Genomic DNA, 16020 nt, shown 5'->3' with positions numbered 1-16020 from the left:
ATGCCGTAGACCATCGTATAGCCCAGTGCAATGATCGCGTAGACGCTACCCAGCACGAGGCCGTTCAAGATTTGTTGAGCAAAAATATCCATACGAGATTTCTTCTGGTTGATCTGGATGACTCAGCACGGCTGCGAGACGGTCCGCGCTGCGCCACTCGTGGATTGCGACGCGCGGGCGCCGCGACTATCGGAAGTCGAGGATAAGAAGACGTGGCATCGAAAGACGTAGGAAGCGCGCCGAATTCAGCGCGAGGGGAGAAGAAAGAGCGGACGTGTAAAGCGAAACCCGACATCGCCGGCAGACGCTGTGCTCGAGAGCGTCGACACTTCGGGCAGGGGCAGATTCGTCGGGATCGCCAGAAGCTCTCTTGCCTCCGTGTCCACCGTAATGACGACGATCTGCGAGCGCTGCGCGAGGGTGGCAATGCGTGTCGGGGGATCGAAATGTTGCCCGACGCCCTGCACGAGTACGCCATCGGCACAATCGACAACACGCAGGATGCCCTTGACGCGAAGCAGCCGTCCCTCGAGAAAACCGGCAACGTTCTCCATCCAGTCCGAGAACGCTCGCCAGTCGAGCGGAGCATCCCACGACAACGTAAATGCCTTTACGCGAGCGTGGCCGCCGGGCAGTCCGATGCGTGTCATGGCGGGATCCGTGGGCATCGGCACCGCAGACGCGCGCTGACAAAACGCCGCGATCGCCCTGCGCCCCCGGTCGGGTTCGATCACCCGGTGCGACAACGGCGCCAGCACGTCGATCTCGGCGAGCGCATGTTCGCGTTGCCCCACATCGCATAAATCGAGTTTGGTGACGACAACCGTGTGAGCGCCGCAAACCTGCGCAGCCAATAGCGGAAAGTCGTCGCGACTGACCGACGTGTTCGCGGCATAAGTCGTCACGACACGAACGCGCAGGCCGTACGATGCCAGCGCCGACAACCCGCGCATCACGGCGCCGGGATCCGACAGTCCGCTGCACTCCAGGACGATGCGCGAAAAAGCGCTCGCCGTTGTCGCACGGCGCGAGGCAATCAACGATTCCACGGTGAACTGAAGGTCGTTGATCAGGCTACAGCAAACGCATCCGTTGCCGAGTGTGGCCATCGGCACCCCGTCGTGGACCGCAAGAATCGCGCCGTCGATGTTCACTTCGCCGATGTCGTTGACGATAACGGCGGTGCCATCGTCTGCCCCCTGGCCGAGAAACTCGGAAAGCAACGTTGTCTTGCCGCTGCCGAGAAAGCCGGACAGGATGACGAAATCCGTGAGTTCAGGTGTCATCCGATGCCTCGCGCGCCTTCGCCTGAGCGACCATGGCTTCGACGTCCGCCAGCAATTCGCCGGTATCGAACACGACCCCGTCTTTGATGGTGTATCGCAGGCAACGATGCCAGACACCGACCTGACGCGCCTCGTTCAGTCGCAGCGCACCGGTCCCGTAAAGCTGCTTGAAGTCGTCGAGGGGGTTCGTATCGTGCACGAGCAAATCGGCGCGCTTGCCGACTTCCACCGTACCGACGCTGTCGTCCACGCCCAGCAACTCGGCGCCCGATTGGGTCGCGGCGCGCAGCACTTCGTGCGGGTTGAATCCTGCCTCCTGAAGCAACTCGAGTTCTCGCACGAAGCCGAAGCCGTAGACCTGATACATGAAGCCCGAGTCGCTTCCCGCGCACACACGCCCTCCGCGATTCTTGTAGTCGCGCAGGAAGTGCATCCAAAGCCGGAACGTTTCACGCCAGTCGACCTCGTTCTGTGTGCTCCACCGATACCAGTACGCGCCGTGCCCACCGCGATGCGGTTCGAAATAGCGCATGAGCGTCGGGTCGGTGAACCGGTCGTGCCAATCGGCCCGACGGGTGCGCATGAGGTCGCGGTTCGCGTCGTAGACGTTCATCGTCGGCACGAAGGTGTGCTTCGCCTCCAGAAACGCGTCCAGAACGTCGTTCCACTTCGCACTGCCCGGTTTGGCCGCCTGAAGGAACGTGGTCCCTGCGGTGGAGAAGCGCAGATATTCGTCGTTGTAGTGATAGTCGGCGGGAAACGACTGCACGGTACGATCGTCGAACAACGCCTCGGGAAGACCGTAGGAATGCTCGGAACTGGTCAATCCCCAGCGGGCCGTGGTCAGCGCATTCATGCGACTCACGGCAAGCGTGGCGTGATGGCAGCAAGTGCGCAGCCCCGCCGCGCACGCCTCGTCCAGCGCGGCTTCCATGACGGCGGGCGGCGCGCCGAAGAACTTCACCCCATCGGCGCCGGCATCCGCGATGCGACGGATCCACTCCCGGGCTTGCGCCGGGGTGTGAATCGTCTTCAGATAATCGTTGATCGCCGGAAAATAGGCGTAGGCATGGATGTTCGGCGCTGCGATGCGATGCTCCGCAGCGGCGTGCTTCTGTGCCAGCGTCCACGCCAGCCCGTTAAAGCACCCGGCCTCGCGGATCGTCGTCACGCCGTGCGCCAGCCAAAGCTTGTAGACGTAGTCCGCACTCGGCATGAGCCCACGGGCTGCGTGAAATGGCGCGCCGATGTGGGCGTGCGCGTCGATGAATCCCGGGGTGACGAACTTGCCATGACAATCGATTTCGAACTCGCCGGACGCGGGACGCCGTTCCGGCTTGATGGCGAGCCCCGGCGCACCGACACTGACGATGTCCGCGATGACGCCCCCCTCGACAACGACGTCGACGAATCCCCAGGGCGGCGCACCGGTCCCGTCGATGAGCGTTGCACCTCGAAGCACCAGTCGACGGTGAGGACCGATGCCGCGATCGCGAGACGTTGCGGGCGCGACGCTCGGCAGCTTGTATTTGGCGAAGCCCGCGACGATTTCCTCGCCGATGGCGATCTGACGCCTGGCGTCGTGTTGGTTCGAATTCATGATGTGTGATCGCGAGAGTTAAGCCGTCGTCCCCGTCGTCCGGACCTGCCGGTCGGCCCGGTTGCCGAGGGCGACGGCAATGCTGACCATCGCCGCGCCGACGAGCGCCGCCGGGTCCACGCCGCGCCCCAGGAAGAGACCGACGAACAAGGTCGAGGCAATGGGAACCGCGTAAGCCAGAAGCGCGATCTGATGGGGGCGACCGTGCTTGATGGCAAAATCCCACATGTAAAACGTGCCACCCAGCGGGCCGAGCGCGAGATACGCCAGCGTTGCCCATTGACGCAGGCTCAGTTCGGCAAGACCGAACATCGACGCGATGCCTGCGCCGCTCGAACCGCGCTGGAGCGCGGCGTGCAACGCCAGCGCCAGCACACCGGCCAGGAGGCAGTACAAAGCGACGGTCGAGGTCGGCACCGAGCGCCGCTTGCGAGACCAAACGGTGTAATAGGCCCAGATGAGGCCGGAGATCCCCGCGAGGGTGAAACCCGCCCAGGTGCTGCCGGAAAATGCCGGCCCGGATGCGATGCAGGCCGCCGCACCGGCAAAGCCGCACAGACCGGAGAGCACATGCAGCAGGGAAATTCGATGTTCCCTGAGCATGAGAGGTGTCAGAAGGATGATGAAGAGCGGCCAGAGGTAGTGCAAAAGGCTGGCGGCAACGGGATCCGCCCATTGCAGGCTCAGGAAATACAGAGCGTGATAGCCGAACATCGACAGCGATCCGACAACGACGGCACGCCAATCGAGCGACCGCCATCGAACCCAAGGCAAGCCCAGCAGACCGCCGCCGGTGAGCGCAATGCCCGTCGTCAACAGCGGCGGGACCGCGCTCAGGCTCACGACCGACACGGCCAACGTGCTCCAGATCAGCAGCGTCAGAATCGCAATGGCAAGCGGCAGACGGCCTGACGGGGCTTGCGGCCTGGACACGGCATGCGTGGAGGACGGCGGGAAATTCCGGACCTCCATCAGCTGTCGCGCGGCTTCCGGGCTCATGTCGACTCCACCTGACCAAGCGCGAAGACACCCGCCATAAGCGGTGCGAGGCGCTCCCCCTCGACCAGTGCGGCCGGATCGATCTGCGTCGTGTCGAAAAGAAGCGCGAAAGCGCCGACCGTGCGTCGACACACGACCACGGGAATGTTGACCAGCGTACGAACGCCCAGTGACTCCAGCAAGGCGTAATCGGGGAAGTAGTGTTTCAGACGCTCGGGACCCGATGCGATCAGCGTCTTCTGCTCGACGAGCACATGCCGCGCCCAATCGCTGCCCGACAGGTGCTTCCAGCCACCGACCGGGTACGCCGTGGGAACGGTCGAAAATACGCGACGCACATCGCCCGGCGAGCGATCTCCGGCGGCACCGGCCGCACTGGCCGAACTACTGCATACCAGCGCCGTGGCGTGAATGAACGGCAACAACGGATTGACGATGCCGTACCAAGCCTGGAACGCGGCAGTCACCGATTCCGCTTGCCGGATTTGCGTCAGCAAGGCGTCGGCAAAGTCTTCGTGATGCAGTCGCCGTTGAACCACGCCCGGCGTCTCATCCGCATATCCGTAACGTGTGACGAGCGTACAAGCGGATACCGCGCTTGCGAATGCGAACTGTCTCCTGTTCACCGGACTCTCCTCGCTTGGAATTTACGTACGAGGATAGGTAGACAATAAAGCCGGCACATCAAACACAACGTACGAGTTTTTGCGCCCGAATTCGTATGGGTCGAACAGTCGGCGCGATGCGAATCGCTCGCGAGCGCCGCATCGCATCCCGCTTGGCCTGGAGAACGCGCAGCCGACACGCTCCCGGCGCCATCGCGATGACGAGACGAATCGTTTACTTCGACGGTGTGATTTGCCCCCGCTTGACCAACATCGACGCAATCTTGTCTGCGTTTTCCGTCCCCCAGCCGCAAAGCGGAACCAACGCTTGCGCAAGATCCCGCCCCACGGCCGTCAGCGCGTACTCCACCCGCGGGGGAATCTCCTTGTAATCGGTCCGGGAGACGACCCCGTCAGATTCCAACTCCTTGAGCTGCTGAATCAGCATCTTGTCGCTGACCCCCTGAACGCATCGCTTGAGCTCGCCATAGCGCTTCGGCGCATCGTGCAGAAAGAAAAGAATCAGCGGCTTCCACTTCCCGCCGATCACGCGAAGGGTGGCATCCAGGCCACAGCTGAAAACGGGCGATTCCGACATTTTCGGTCACTCCATGGGTACTTACTAAAAGGTGCATACTTGTAAAAAAGATATTATCAAACCTACACTGCTCCTGCACCAACACACAGGAGAAGTGGCATGAGTAAGTTGCAAGGAAAGGTGGCCGTCATTACGGGCGGCGCCACAGGCATAGGACTGGCTTCGGCAAAACGTTTCGTCGCCGAGGGCGCTCAGGTATACATCTTCGGACGGCGTCAGGCATCGCTCGATGCTGCGTTATCCGAGTTGGGGGGCGCCGCCCGCGGCATTCAAGGCGATGTCACGAACCTGAACGACCTGGATCGCCTGTTCGAGACCGTGGAAACGGAAGCAGGATCGTTGGACGTTCTGTTCGCCAACGCCGGCATCGGCGAACTGGCGACGCTCGAAGCGATCACCCCGGAGCATTACGCGCGTACGTTCGATATCAACGTCAAAGGCACCCTTTTCACCGTTCAACGCGGTCTGCCGCTGCTCAAGCGAGGCAGTTCGATCATCCTGACGGGCTCGACGGTCGGCGTCATGGGCACGCCCAGCATGAGCGTCTACAGCGCCTCCAAGGCAGCGGTCCGGAACTTCGCCAGAAGTTGGGCGCAGGATCTGCGAGGCACCGGCATCCGGGTCAATGTGCTCTCGCCCGGGCCGACGCAAACCGAAGCCGTGAAAGCGTTTCTCGACGACAACGTACTGGAAGCGCTTGTGCAGGCGACGCCGTTGGGCCGTATGGGCGCGCCGTCCGAAACGGCAGCCGTGGCCGCGTTTCTCGCCTCCGACGACAGCAGTTTCATGACAGGCAGCGAAGTTTTCGTCGACGGCGGGTTTGCGCAAATCTGAGCTTTCCCATTTTTCACGGCTCTGCATACCGCCGAAGGGATGCAAGACCGAACGTTCAAGACACGCGGCCGCGCGTTCGTCGGACCTCGTAACGGGCGCCCTCGCCGTCAGTTGCCGCATCAGTTGCCGCGCTTGAGGCGACGACGGGACGATGACCAGGGGTCAACGACTAAGGAGCGGGCGACTATCAGGCGGTGCCTAAGGGTCGATTCACGGTTGACTGAGGGTTGACTGAGGGTCGACGCTGGAGATCAGCATGTCATACAAGAAGTTAGCACTCTCGATTTCATCGATAGCCATTTGTTTAATATTAAGTACTACTAACACAATAGCCGCTACCCCAGGCAACGATGCCGTGGCATCCGACGTGTCGGACGCCTCGCTCGTTCGCGATCTCCCCGGGTTCAGCTCGGGATTCGTGGAGGCGAACGGCGTACGTTTGCATTACGTTTCCGGAGGAAACGGCGATCCTGTGATTTTGTTGCCCGGCTGGCCGCAAACCTGGTGGGCCTACCGCAAGATCATGCCGGCGCTTGCCAAAACGCACCGGGTCATATCGGTGGATATTCGTGGCATGGGCACGTCCGACAAGCCCGCCGGCGGATACGACAAAAAGAACATGGCGCTCGACATCTACGGACTCATGCGCGCGCTGGGGTATGCGCGTGCGCATATCGTCGGTCATGACATCGGGTCCCAGGTCGCCTACGCCTTCGCAGCGAATCACCCGGAGGCCACACAGTCCTTGACGCTGCTCGACGTGCCCGCTTCGGACGACACGGTTTTGGAAATGCGTCTGTTGCCCGAACACGGAACGTTCGGCGACCGGATCGACGCTGCGCATCCATTCACCTGGTGGTTCGCGTTCAACCAGGTCAAAGACATGCCGGAAGCGTTGCTAGAAGGCCGCGCAGAAATTCAGCAGGCCTGGTTTTTCCGCTACTTGCTGAAATACCCGGATGCGCTGGATCGCCGTGATCGCGCCGTCTACGCAAACGCTTACAACACGCGGGACGCCATCCGGGCAGGCAACGCGTGGTACCAGGCGTTTACTCAGGACATCATCGACCAGCGGGATTATCCGGAACGGCTGAACATGCCGGTGCTGGGTATCGGCGGCGTGGGATATGAATGGCTCAACGGCTTTTTACAGCGACGGACTACCCGGCCCCGGGTGGTTCACCTGACCGACAGCGGCCACTTCGTCGCCGAGGAAAAACCGGCGGAAACGTCTCGAATACTGCTCGATTTTCTCGATTCCGGCCCGCAGAAATAGCCCCGCTTCCGATGACGATCGTGCTGCCTTCGGACAGCCCCCTCGACGGCCCCGGGTAACGTGACGACGCCAACCCAAGATGGGCGGCCACCGGGGCACGTCGGGCCTCTCACATCCCCCATCCCCCCGCATCGCACACCGCCTTGACCAGCGAGTGCGTTGCGGGGGTGCGTTTGTGCAGAAATGCGTAAAACCGCACATTGGGAAGCGTCGGCATTTGCGCCTCGGCGCCAAGCTGCCGCAGGCCCGGCCGAAGCTGGCTCAGTGCGAGCGGCGTCACAGCAAAACCGGCGAGCGCGGCAGACGTACAGCCCGCCATGCTGCTGCTCTCGAACGCCAACCGCCATCGTCGGGCGCCGGCGCTGAGGCCGGCCAGCGCCGCCTCGCGATAAACGCACGGCTCGGGAAAAACGGCAAGCGGCACGACACCGTTGGCATCGAATTCGGCGCGCTCGGCATACGCCCATACCAGCGGTTCCTCCCAGAGCATTTCGCCACGCTCGTCCGCCAGCGCGCATTGCTTGCCGAAAACGACATCCAACTTGCCCCGGGATTGCTGCTCGAGCAAGTCCGCCGTGATGCCAACCCGCAGCTCGATGGAGGCATCCGGATGCCTTAGCTGGAACGCGTGAAGCGCCTTCGGCAGCCAGGTGCTGGCGAAATCCTCCGAGGCGCCGACGCGAATTCGCCCCTCGATCTGCGTTCCCCTGAGCCGCGCAACGACTTCCCGCTCCAACGCCACGATGTTTCGCGCATAGGCATGCAGCGTGTCGCCAGCCGGCGTCGCTTCGACCCGTCGCGTCGTGCGCCTGAGCAACCTCACCCCGATGCCCTCCTCGAGACGTTTGACATGCCCGCTGATGGCCGACGGCGTAAGCGCCAGACGCTCGGCGGCCTGCGTAAAACTGCCCTGCTCCATGACAGCAAGAAACGTCCGCAGCAACACGATATCGAGCAATGACGACTGCGGCTCGAAAACAGTCTCCACGATCCCTCCGATTCATCACAACTTGTTGACGATAGTGAATGATTGCTCGCCAATCTCACAGGCGCGCGTCGCTACCATCGATCTCTCACATCTGCGTTGGAGACGGCATTGACGCAATATCGCTTTGTTCGCACCCCGACACTCGACGTCGGCTACCTGGAATGGAACCCACGCGGCACGCGCACCGTGATACTCGTTCACGGATGGCCGGACGGCCCCGCCACATGGACCGACGTTGCCGGCGCACTCGCCGCGCAAGGCTATCGCGTTCTGGCGCCAGCACTGCGCGGCTTCGCCCCCACTGCATTCCGGGATACCCACACCCCGCGCAGCGGCCAGCTCTCGGCGCTCGGGCGCGATCTGCTGACGTTCATCGAAGTGCTCGGCATTCAGGCGCCGGCGCTCGTCGGCCACGATTGGGGCGCGCGGGCCGTCGCGAACGCGTGCGGACTGCGCACGGGGGTTGCCACCCATCTGGTGATGATGTCGGTAGGCTACGGCACGAATGACCCGCATCAATCCCTGTCGCTGGATCAGACGCGCAGCTACTGGTACCACTGGTTCATGGCGACGCCTCGCGGCGAACACGCCGTGCGTTACGAGCGTCATGCCTTCACTCGCCATATGTGGGAAACCTGGTCGCCACCCAACGGGCGCAAGGACGCGTGGTTCGAAAGCGTGTGCGACGGCTTCGACGGACCGGACTGGGCCGACGTCGTATTGCATTCGTACCGGCATCGCTGGGGTTTCGTCGCAGGAGATCCGGCCTACGACGCCGACGAATTGCAACTGAACCCGGTGCCGATCCTCTTCGTACCGACATTGGTCCTCCACGGCACCGAGGACACCTGCAACCATCCGCAAAGCTCTGCCGACAAGGAGCGCTTCTTTTCCGGCCCCTACGAACGTGTTCTGATCGACGGTGTCGGGCACTTCCCGCAGCGGGAGGCCCCGCAGACGGTTGCGCACCGGATTCTGACATTTCTGACGCGCACCTGAGCACGCGGCGGCGAACGGCGTGAAGCGAAGGCGCAAGGAAAATCCTCACGCCTTCGCTGCACAAGCCCCGGAAACGATTCGCCGGAGGCTTCACGTCAGGTTGAGCGCCTCATCCCGGGCGGTGCGTCGGTTTCCGGGGCCATTCGACGTTCGGCGCACGAATCACGCCTGATCGCAGCCGTCGAACGTATCGCGATAGGCGAACAGGCTCGGCGTGCCGCCGGTGGCGACGAACAGGATGTCGGAATTCGGCGGCAACCGGTCGTTGGCGAGATCGCCGAGCAGCCCGGAGAATGCCTTGCCCGAGTAGACGGGATCGAGCAGGATGCCCTCGCTTCGCGCCAGCAACCGCACCGCATCGACCATCGCCGGCGTGGGCAGACCGTACGCCTGCCCTCGGTAGTCGCCTTGCACCACGATGTCGACGTCTTCCTTCAGGTCCGAGGCGTCTGCGTCCAGCAGCGCCAACGTCTCCCTGACCAGATTGACGGTGTTGACGTACGTCGTCTCGCGATCGGACAGTACGGAATAGGCGCGCACAATGCCGCCGCGCCCCGCCGCCCGCGCAAAGCCGGCGACCAGACCGGCTTGTGTCCCATGACTGCCGTTCGGCACGACCACGTGGCGAAACACGACGCCATGAGCGGCCTCATAGTCGAGAATCTCCTGCGCGCACTTCACATACCCGAGCGCACCGAGCGCAGACGACCCGCCGGCGGGGATCACCATCGGGCGATGCCCGCGAGCCCTCAACGCTTCGGCGCGCGCGGCGGCGACACTTCTCGCGTCACTGCCCGGCGACAAGAATGTGAGCTTCGCGCCAAACAGCCGGTCCAGCATGACATTGCCGCCCTCCCGATACTCGGCATCATGCCTGGGCACCATATCGGCGAGCACCAGTTCGCACGTCAAGCCCAGGTTTGCGCAGGCGGCCGCCGTCAGTCGCGCGTGGTTCGACTGAATCCCGCCCAACGTGATGACGGTATCGACACGCTCGGCGAGCGCATACCCCAGCAAGAATTCGAGCTTACGCAGCTTGTTACCGCCGCCCCCCACCTCTCCGAGATCGTCGCGCTTCACGAAAAGACGAATGCCTCGCGTCTGCGCCCCACTCAAAGACTCGAGCCGCGTCAGGCGCGCGATCGGGGTGGGCTGCTGCATCAGGGCAACGCGCGCATGGCGCTCGAATGCCGATTTCAGTACAGAAGTCATGGAGGTTCCTTGCATGGCGTCAAATGCCGGTGCGTTAGTCGTGGAATTACGGTTGAAGAAAGTACTGAAGAATGCGCTGACGCTCCTGTGACGAAACGTCGGCCACGGCACCGGCATGCGCCGCTGCCGAACTTGCGGGCGGGGAGGGTTGCGCCAACGGCGCCGAGGCGACGCTGCCGGTACGCTCGACATCACCGTTCTGCGTCAGTCGCTCGACAAAGCCATGACCGGGGGTGTGGGCCTTGTCGTAAGGAATGTCGTCGACGTCGACGATATCGTCCGGCGGCGTGAGTTCCGCCTCGGGCACACCGCTGAGCGCCTTTCCCATGAAATGAATCCACATGGGCAACGCCGTTTTCGAAGCCCATTCACCCGGCCCCAGCGATCTGGGTGCATCGAACCCCATCCATGCAACCGTCGCGATCGTCTTTTGATACCCCGCGAACCAACCGTCCCGATAGTCGTTGGTAGTGCCGGTCTTGCCGCCGATGTCCTGGCGCTTGAGGGATCGGGTTGCCGATGCTGTCCCCCGCTGCGCCACCTCGCGCAGCATGCCGGACATCAGGTAACTGACGCTCGGGTCGATCACCCGCGCCCGCTGCGGCTTGGCGCGAAAGCGTTCGGCGCCGCTCGCGTCGACGATCCGCGCGATGAGGTAGGGCGACACGCGGTATCCGCCGTTGGCGAACACGGCATACCCCACCGCCATCTCCAGCGGCGTGACAGCGCCCGCGCCGAGCGCCATGGGCAAATTGGCGGGAATCATCGCGTCCCGGAAGCCGAAATTGCGCACGATGAACGCTTGGGCGCGCTGTAGCCCGACGGCCTGAGCCAGCCGAACAGCGACGAAATTGCGAGAGCGCGCCAACGCGGTACTCAGCGTGATTTCGCCGAGCGCCCTGCCGTCCGCTCTCGGACGCCACACGGGCGCCCCCGGCGCGGGCGTGACCTCGATCGGCAAGTCGAAGACCGCCGTGGTGGGGCCGTAGCCGTCAGCCAGTGCAGCGGCGTAGAGAAACGGTTTGAACGCGGACCCCGGCTGACGCGAAGCCTGAATCACCCGGTTGAAATGCTGCCCCGACACACCGTTATCGCCCACCATGGCAAGAATGGCGCCGTCATCCGGCGCGATGGCGATCAGCGATGCCTGCACGGCCGGCAGACTCACCAGTTTGCGCGCCCCGTTCGGCAGACGTCGTATGCGAACGATGTCGCCGACTTCGATCGGTCGGGCCCGAACACGCGATCGTGCCAGCGCGCGCTGGCGCCCCACGCCGGGCAGCGCAACGGACACCTTCTCCCCGCTGGCCAGATACGCCGACACATTGACCGCGCCTACCGCGCCGACGACAGCAACGTCGGTATCGGCAAAATCCGGTCGAGACTCAAGAAAAGACGCGAGTTTGGGTGTGATTCCCCGCCCGGCATCGAATGTCGCCATCAGCGCCTGCGGCAACTTCGCTTCCGGGCCCGCATAAGCTTGCCGATCCTGATACGCGTCGACACTGGCCTGTACGGCGTCCGCCGCGGCGCGTTGCTTGTCCGACACGATCGTGGTCCACACGCGCAATCCCGACTCGTACGCCTCGTCGCCAAACTCGTTGACGATGAGCTGACGCACCGTTTCACTCACCGACGACGCCGGCACGCTCGGCTCCGAGCGCTGCGGCGCGGAGAAGACGGGCGCGTGGACGGCACGAAGGTAGTCGTCATGCGAGATGAACCCGGCGCTTTGCATCCGGTTCAACACCACCACTTGCCGCTCGCGGGCGCCACCGGGGTTCACGATCGGGTTGTAGGTCGCCGGCGCTTTCGGCAGCCCGGCGAGCATGGCGCATTCGTCGAGCGTCAATTCGTCGACGGTTTTCGCGTAATAGACCTTGGCTGCGGCGCCAAATCCGTAAGCCCGCTCTCCCAGATAGATCTGGTTCATGTAGAGCGTGAGAATTTGCGGCTTGGAGAGCGCCCTCTCGATCTTCAGCGCAAGCAAAATCTCGTAGAGCTTGCGTGCGTACGTCTTTTGCCGGGTCAGAAAAAAGTTGCGTGCAAGCTGCATCGTGATGGTGCTGCCGCCCTGCGATTTTTCGCCACGAAACACGTTGACGAGCGTCGCCCGGACCAGACCGGGCAGATCGATGCCGTCGTGCTCGAAAAAGTGAACGTCCTCGGTAGCCAGCAACGCATTGCGCAGGCACGCGGGAATTTCGTCGTACTTGAGCGGCCGGCGCTTCTCGATACCGTACTCGGCAAGCAATGCGTTATCGGCCGAATAAATGCGCAACGGCTCCGTCGGTCGATAGTCGGCAAGCGATGCGACGTTCGGCATCTCCGGATACACGACGATCACGACGTAAGCGGCAATCGCGCTCATCGCCGTGACACCTGCCACCGTGAGCATCAGCAAGAGGCGCACCCAGCGCCGGCCTTTCCAGGAGGGTGCGGGAGAGGGGGAATCGGATTGCGGAGCGGGCCCCGGTTCGCGTCGGGGTCGCCGAAAAAACTTGTCCAACATGCGCAAGCTGTTCCATCATGAGTCATTCATTTCCGAAAACAAGACTTATGCGAGCGTCCGGTGCAGACAGACCTTCGATATGCCGAGATTTCCGATACATTCGGCAAATAGTCTAGAAATCCCGCCAACCCAACAAGCGATGATTTCTAATCCTTGAATTAGATGAACTAATGCGAAACATGGTCGACGCTTCTCTGCTCGGCGCGCTGCGCTCATTCACGATGGCCGCCAGACTGCTCAGCTTCACGCGTGCAGCGGAGGCGCTCAGCCTCACGCAAAGCGCCATCAGTCAACAAGTGCGTCTGCTGGAACGCCGCCTCGGGTACCCGCTATTCGTGCGCGGGCATCGCAGCCTGACGCTGACCGCCGAGGGCGCAATGCTTCTGGAGGGCGCGCAGCGGGCGTTCGAGGAAATCGAATCGACGCTGGCGCGAATTTCGGACTCGGGCGAACCCGTCAAGGTGGGGTGCTGCCCCTCCTTTGCGATGCACTGGCTGGTATCGCGGCTGTCTCAGTATCACCACCATTACGAGCGCAATCCGGTGCAACTCATGGCGGAGTTCGCGGCGCTTGGCGTGGCAACCAACGATGCGACACAAGTCGATGCGGCAGTTCGCTACTGCGAAGACGAGCCCACCGGCGCGGGGCGCAGCACGGCGCTGTTCGACGAATGGCTGATTCCCGTGGCCAGCCCCGCTTACATCGAACGGCATCCCAAGCTTGCCGAAGGCAAGCTCGATGCATCGTGCGTCCTTCTGCACGACGCCTTCGCGTGGCCTCAGGCCGAGACGTTTGCCGAGTGGCGCGTGTGGATCCGGGCCATCAGACCGGCGTGGGTTAGGCATGTCGACGGACCGCGGTTCAATATCGCCAGCATGGCCTACGGCGCTGCCCTCAATCATCAGGGCATCGCGATCGGTCGGGCCTCGATGTTGATGGAGGAATTGGCGGACGGCCGCCTAGTGCCCGTGCTGCCGGTCGCGGTACGCTCTCCGGCGGCGTATTGGGTCGTCGCCAAACGCCCCGAAGCCCCCGCGACGGGCGCCTTCGAGGCCTGGCTGATCGGCCAGAGCGAGCAGTTCGTCCGCCGGCGGGCCACCGAACTGACCCGGATGCGCATCGATCTCGTCGACACGCCCGATTAGGATCGGGGGCATCGGGGGTATCGGGGGTATCGGGCAAACCTTACTTGTCGGGCCTCACGCCGAGCACATGAAGTGTCTGCTCGGCGATCTCGGCAAATACCGGTCCGGCGACAGGGCCACCGTAGTATGAGACCTTCGTGGGCGTATCGATCATCACGGCAACCACCAGACACGGCGCGGACATCGGCGCAACGCCCACGAAAACCCCGCGGTACTTCCCACGCTCGTATCCCCGGCCCACGCTCTTACGCGCGGTACCGGTCTTTGCGCCCACGCGATAATCCGGCAATCGCGCCATCGTGGCCGTGCCGCCGGGCGCGACCGTCTGTTCGAGCATGTCGAGCACGCTGTTTGCGACGCTTTCCGGAACCACCCGCTGGCTGGCCGCCGGGTCCATCGCCGGGTTCATCGCAAGGTTCGGCTGCGCGTTCGACGCCGAGGCGGTCGTCGAGTCAGCACCGCGATCGACGAGCCGCAGCGGCACACGAACGCCCTTGTTGGCCAGCACCGCATAGGCATCGGCGAGCTGCGCAAGGGAGACCGACAAACCATAGCCGTACGACATCGTGGCCTGCTCGACCGGCCCCCATTTCCCTGGCGGGCGCAACGTTCCGGCGACCGTGCCGGGAAATCCCTTCACCGGCGCTTGTCCCAGCCCGAAGCGAGCGAAATTTTCGTACATCGCTCTGGCGTCGAGCATGCTGGAAATCTGCACCATGCCGATATTGCTCGACTTCGAGATGATCTGTGCGGTGGTGAGATCGCCATGATTCGACGTGTCGCGGATCTCGCTGCCGTGAAACCTGATGACGCCCGGGCTCGTATGAAAAACGGTATCGGGTCGAATCAGCTTGCGGGACAGCGCCAGCGCCACCGTCAGGGGCTTGATCGTCGAGCCCGGCTCGAAAGCATCGGTCAATGCGCGATTTCGCACCGGCACCCGTTCGGCGCTTGCGCCAACGTTCGGATCGTAGGCCGGCACATTGGCCAGCGCGAGGATATCGCCGCTGCGCGGATCCACGACAATGGCCGCGCCGGCTTCGGCCCCCGTGCGCGCTACGCCCTTTGCCAGCGCATCGAAGGCGATTCGTTGAATCTGGCGATCGATGGTCAGCACGAGATCGGGCGATATCTCGGCGCGCTTCGTTTGCGTCGGCTTATCGATAACGCGTCCCAACCGATCGACGATCACCTTGCGCTGGCCCGATTGTCCGTTCAGTTGACGGTTGAGCGACAACTCCAGCCCTTCGCGCCCGTCGCCGTCGCGCCCCGTAATGCCGACGATCTGCGCCGTCGCCGCTCCCTCCGGAAAGAAACGGCGCTCCGTGCGTGTTGCATGGACACCGGGAATCCCTTGCGCGAGCAGGGCGTCAGCGACCGGAATCTGAACGGTGGGCTTGAGATACCGGAAGCGATTAGGGGCCTGCGCCAGCGCGGCGACCGCCGCGAACGGCAGATCGAGCGCTGCCGCAATTTCCTGAATCTGATCACGCGTTGCCTGACGGAAATGCGCGGGATCGGCCCACAGGTCGTCCACCGGTTCGCTGATCGCGAGCACGTTGCCACGTCGGTCGAGAATGCGGGCGCGTTGCGGTGTGAACGTCACCACACGTTCGTATCGGCGCTCGCCCTGCGCTTCGTAAAACTGACGGTTGATGACCTGAACCCACAGCGCCCGGGCGATCAGCACCAGAAATGCCATCGTGATGCAAAACACGACACATTTGGAGCGCCACTCCGGCAGGTCCCTCCGATGACTGACATGGGTGTTGAACGAGATGAGCTTCCTTGGCATGGTGAGTCGTGACGTGGCGAAAACCTTGCACGCAAAGATCGTTGCGGCCGGCCAAGTTATCGCCGTCGGCGCCCTCGTTCAATCGACGATTTCTTATCCCTCCATTAGCAGGCGTCGTCCGACACGCCGGAACGCCGGTGTCGCGGGGGCACACGCGTCCAAACGCATGCC

General features: G+C 63.1%; 13 protein-coding genes. 4 read left to right on the top strand and 9 right to left on the bottom strand.

Annotated elements, in window-relative coordinates:
- Positions 1-245: 245 nt before the first annotated feature.
- The 5 genes from PAN31108_RS17010 to PAN31108_RS16990 all read right to left on the bottom strand — a co-directional run bounded on the left by PAN31108_RS17010 (position 246) and on the right by PAN31108_RS16990 (position 5088).
- Positions 246-1286 (bottom strand): CobW family GTP-binding protein, encoded by a 1041-nt coding sequence (locus PAN31108_RS17010; RefSeq protein ID WP_150669998.1) that lies wholly within the window; start codon positions 1284-1286, stop codon positions 246-248.
- Complete coding sequence (locus tag PAN31108_RS17005; RefSeq protein ID WP_150669997.1) at positions 1276-2886, bottom strand: amidohydrolase family protein; 1611 nt, start codon at positions 2884-2886, stop codon at positions 1276-1278. Before PAN31108_RS17005 ends, PAN31108_RS17010 begins: the two co-directional genes overlap by 11 nt.
- Positions 2887-2904: 18 nt before the next feature.
- Complete coding sequence (locus PAN31108_RS17000) at positions 2905-3885, bottom strand: DMT family transporter (RefSeq protein ID WP_150669996.1); 981 nt, start codon at positions 3883-3885, stop codon at positions 2905-2907.
- The gene (locus tag PAN31108_RS16995; protein WP_150669995.1) at positions 3882-4511 is read right to left on the bottom strand and encodes a hypothetical protein; all 630 of its coding nucleotides are present in this window, start codon (positions 4509-4511) and stop codon (positions 3882-3884) included. Before PAN31108_RS16995 ends, PAN31108_RS17000 begins: the two co-directional genes overlap by 4 nt.
- A gap of 214 nt (positions 4512-4725) precedes the next feature.
- Positions 4726-5088 carry a winged helix-turn-helix transcriptional regulator gene (locus PAN31108_RS16990; RefSeq protein WP_150669994.1) on the bottom strand — a complete coding sequence of 121 codons (363 nt, stop codon included), beginning with the start codon at positions 5086-5088 and terminating at the stop codon, positions 4726-4728.
- A gap of 99 nt (positions 5089-5187) precedes the next feature.
- Here PAN31108_RS16990 and PAN31108_RS16985 point away from each other — a divergent pair, with 99 nt between their 5' ends.
- Positions 5188-5922, top strand: coding sequence for an SDR family NAD(P)-dependent oxidoreductase (locus PAN31108_RS16985; protein WP_150669993.1), 735 nt, complete (start codon positions 5188-5190; stop codon positions 5920-5922).
- 355 nt (positions 5923-6277) lie between these two features.
- A complete protein-coding gene (locus PAN31108_RS16980; RefSeq protein WP_217426327.1) occupies positions 6278-7198 on the top strand; it encodes an alpha/beta fold hydrolase in 921 nt (306 codons plus the stop codon).
- Positions 7199-7307: 109 nt separating this feature from the next.
- Here PAN31108_RS16980 and PAN31108_RS16975 read toward each other — a convergent pair whose 3' ends face one another.
- Positions 7308-8186 carry a LysR substrate-binding domain-containing protein gene (locus PAN31108_RS16975; protein ID WP_370819676.1) on the bottom strand — a complete coding sequence of 293 codons (879 nt, stop codon included), beginning with the start codon at positions 8184-8186 and terminating at the stop codon, positions 7308-7310.
- A gap of 108 nt (positions 8187-8294) precedes the next feature.
- Here PAN31108_RS16975 and PAN31108_RS16970 point away from each other — a divergent pair, with 108 nt between their 5' ends.
- A complete protein-coding gene (locus tag PAN31108_RS16970; protein ID WP_150669990.1) occupies positions 8295-9185 on the top strand; it encodes an alpha/beta fold hydrolase in 891 nt (296 codons plus the stop codon).
- A 162-nt stretch (positions 9186-9347) separates the two neighbouring features.
- Here PAN31108_RS16970 and PAN31108_RS16965 read toward each other — a convergent pair whose 3' ends face one another.
- Both PAN31108_RS16965 and PAN31108_RS16960 read right to left on the bottom strand, forming a co-directional pair.
- A complete protein-coding gene (locus tag PAN31108_RS16965; protein ID WP_150669989.1) occupies positions 9348-10397 on the bottom strand; it encodes a D-cysteine desulfhydrase family protein in 1050 nt (349 codons plus the stop codon).
- Between the two features lie 46 nt (positions 10398-10443).
- Positions 10444-12810, bottom strand: coding sequence for a penicillin-binding protein 1A (locus PAN31108_RS16960; protein WP_174995030.1), 2367 nt, complete (start codon positions 12808-12810; stop codon positions 10444-10446).
- Positions 12811-13088: 278 nt separating this feature from the next.
- On the opposite strand from PAN31108_RS16960, the gene PAN31108_RS16955 reads away from it, so the two are divergent.
- Positions 13089-14054 carry a LysR family transcriptional regulator gene (locus PAN31108_RS16955; protein ID WP_174995029.1) on the top strand — a complete coding sequence of 322 codons (966 nt, stop codon included), beginning with the start codon at positions 13089-13091 and terminating at the stop codon, positions 14052-14054.
- A gap of 40 nt (positions 14055-14094) precedes the next feature.
- Here the strand turns inward: PAN31108_RS16955 and PAN31108_RS16950 are convergent, their stop codons facing one another.
- Positions 14095-15849 carry a peptidoglycan D,D-transpeptidase FtsI family protein gene (locus tag PAN31108_RS16950; protein WP_150669986.1) on the bottom strand — a complete coding sequence of 585 codons (1755 nt, stop codon included), beginning with the start codon at positions 15847-15849 and terminating at the stop codon, positions 14095-14097.
- Between the last annotated feature and the right edge of the window lie 171 nt (positions 15850-16020).

It is taken from the genome of Pandoraea anhela (genome assembly GCF_902459655.1).
Lineage (GTDB): Bacteria > Pseudomonadota > Gammaproteobacteria > Burkholderiales > Burkholderiaceae > Pandoraea > Pandoraea anhela.
This window is presented reverse-complemented; position numbering and strand designations above follow the sequence as displayed.

Excerpts from the sequence above, each read along its gene's own strand:
- PAN31108_RS16965 (WP_150669989.1), bottom strand. The coding sequence starts at position 10,397 with ATGACTTCTGTACTGAAATCGGCATTCGAGCGCCATGCGCGCGTTGCC.
- PAN31108_RS17010 (WP_150669998.1), bottom strand. The coding sequence starts at position 1,286 with ATGACACCTGAACTCACGGATTTCGTCATCCTGTCCGGCTTTCTCGGC.
- PAN31108_RS16955 (WP_174995029.1), top strand. The coding sequence starts at position 13,089 with ATGGTCGACGCTTCTCTGCTCGGCGCGCTGCGCTCATTCACGATGGCC.
- PAN31108_RS16990 (WP_150669994.1), bottom strand. The coding sequence starts at position 5,088 with ATGTCGGAATCGCCCGTTTTCAGCTGTGGCCTGGATGCCACCCTTCGC.
- PAN31108_RS17005 (WP_150669997.1), bottom strand. The coding sequence starts at position 2,886 with ATGAATTCGAACCAACACGACGCCAGGCGTCAGATCGCCATCGGCGAG.
- PAN31108_RS16985 (WP_150669993.1), top strand. The coding sequence starts at position 5,188 with ATGAGTAAGTTGCAAGGAAAGGTGGCCGTCATTACGGGCGGCGCCACA.
- PAN31108_RS17000 (WP_150669996.1), bottom strand. The coding sequence starts at position 3,885 with ATGAGCCCGGAAGCCGCGCGACAGCTGATGGAGGTCCGGAATTTCCCG.
- PAN31108_RS16950 (WP_150669986.1), bottom strand. The coding sequence starts at position 15,849 with ATGCCAAGGAAGCTCATCTCGTTCAACACCCATGTCAGTCATCGGAGG.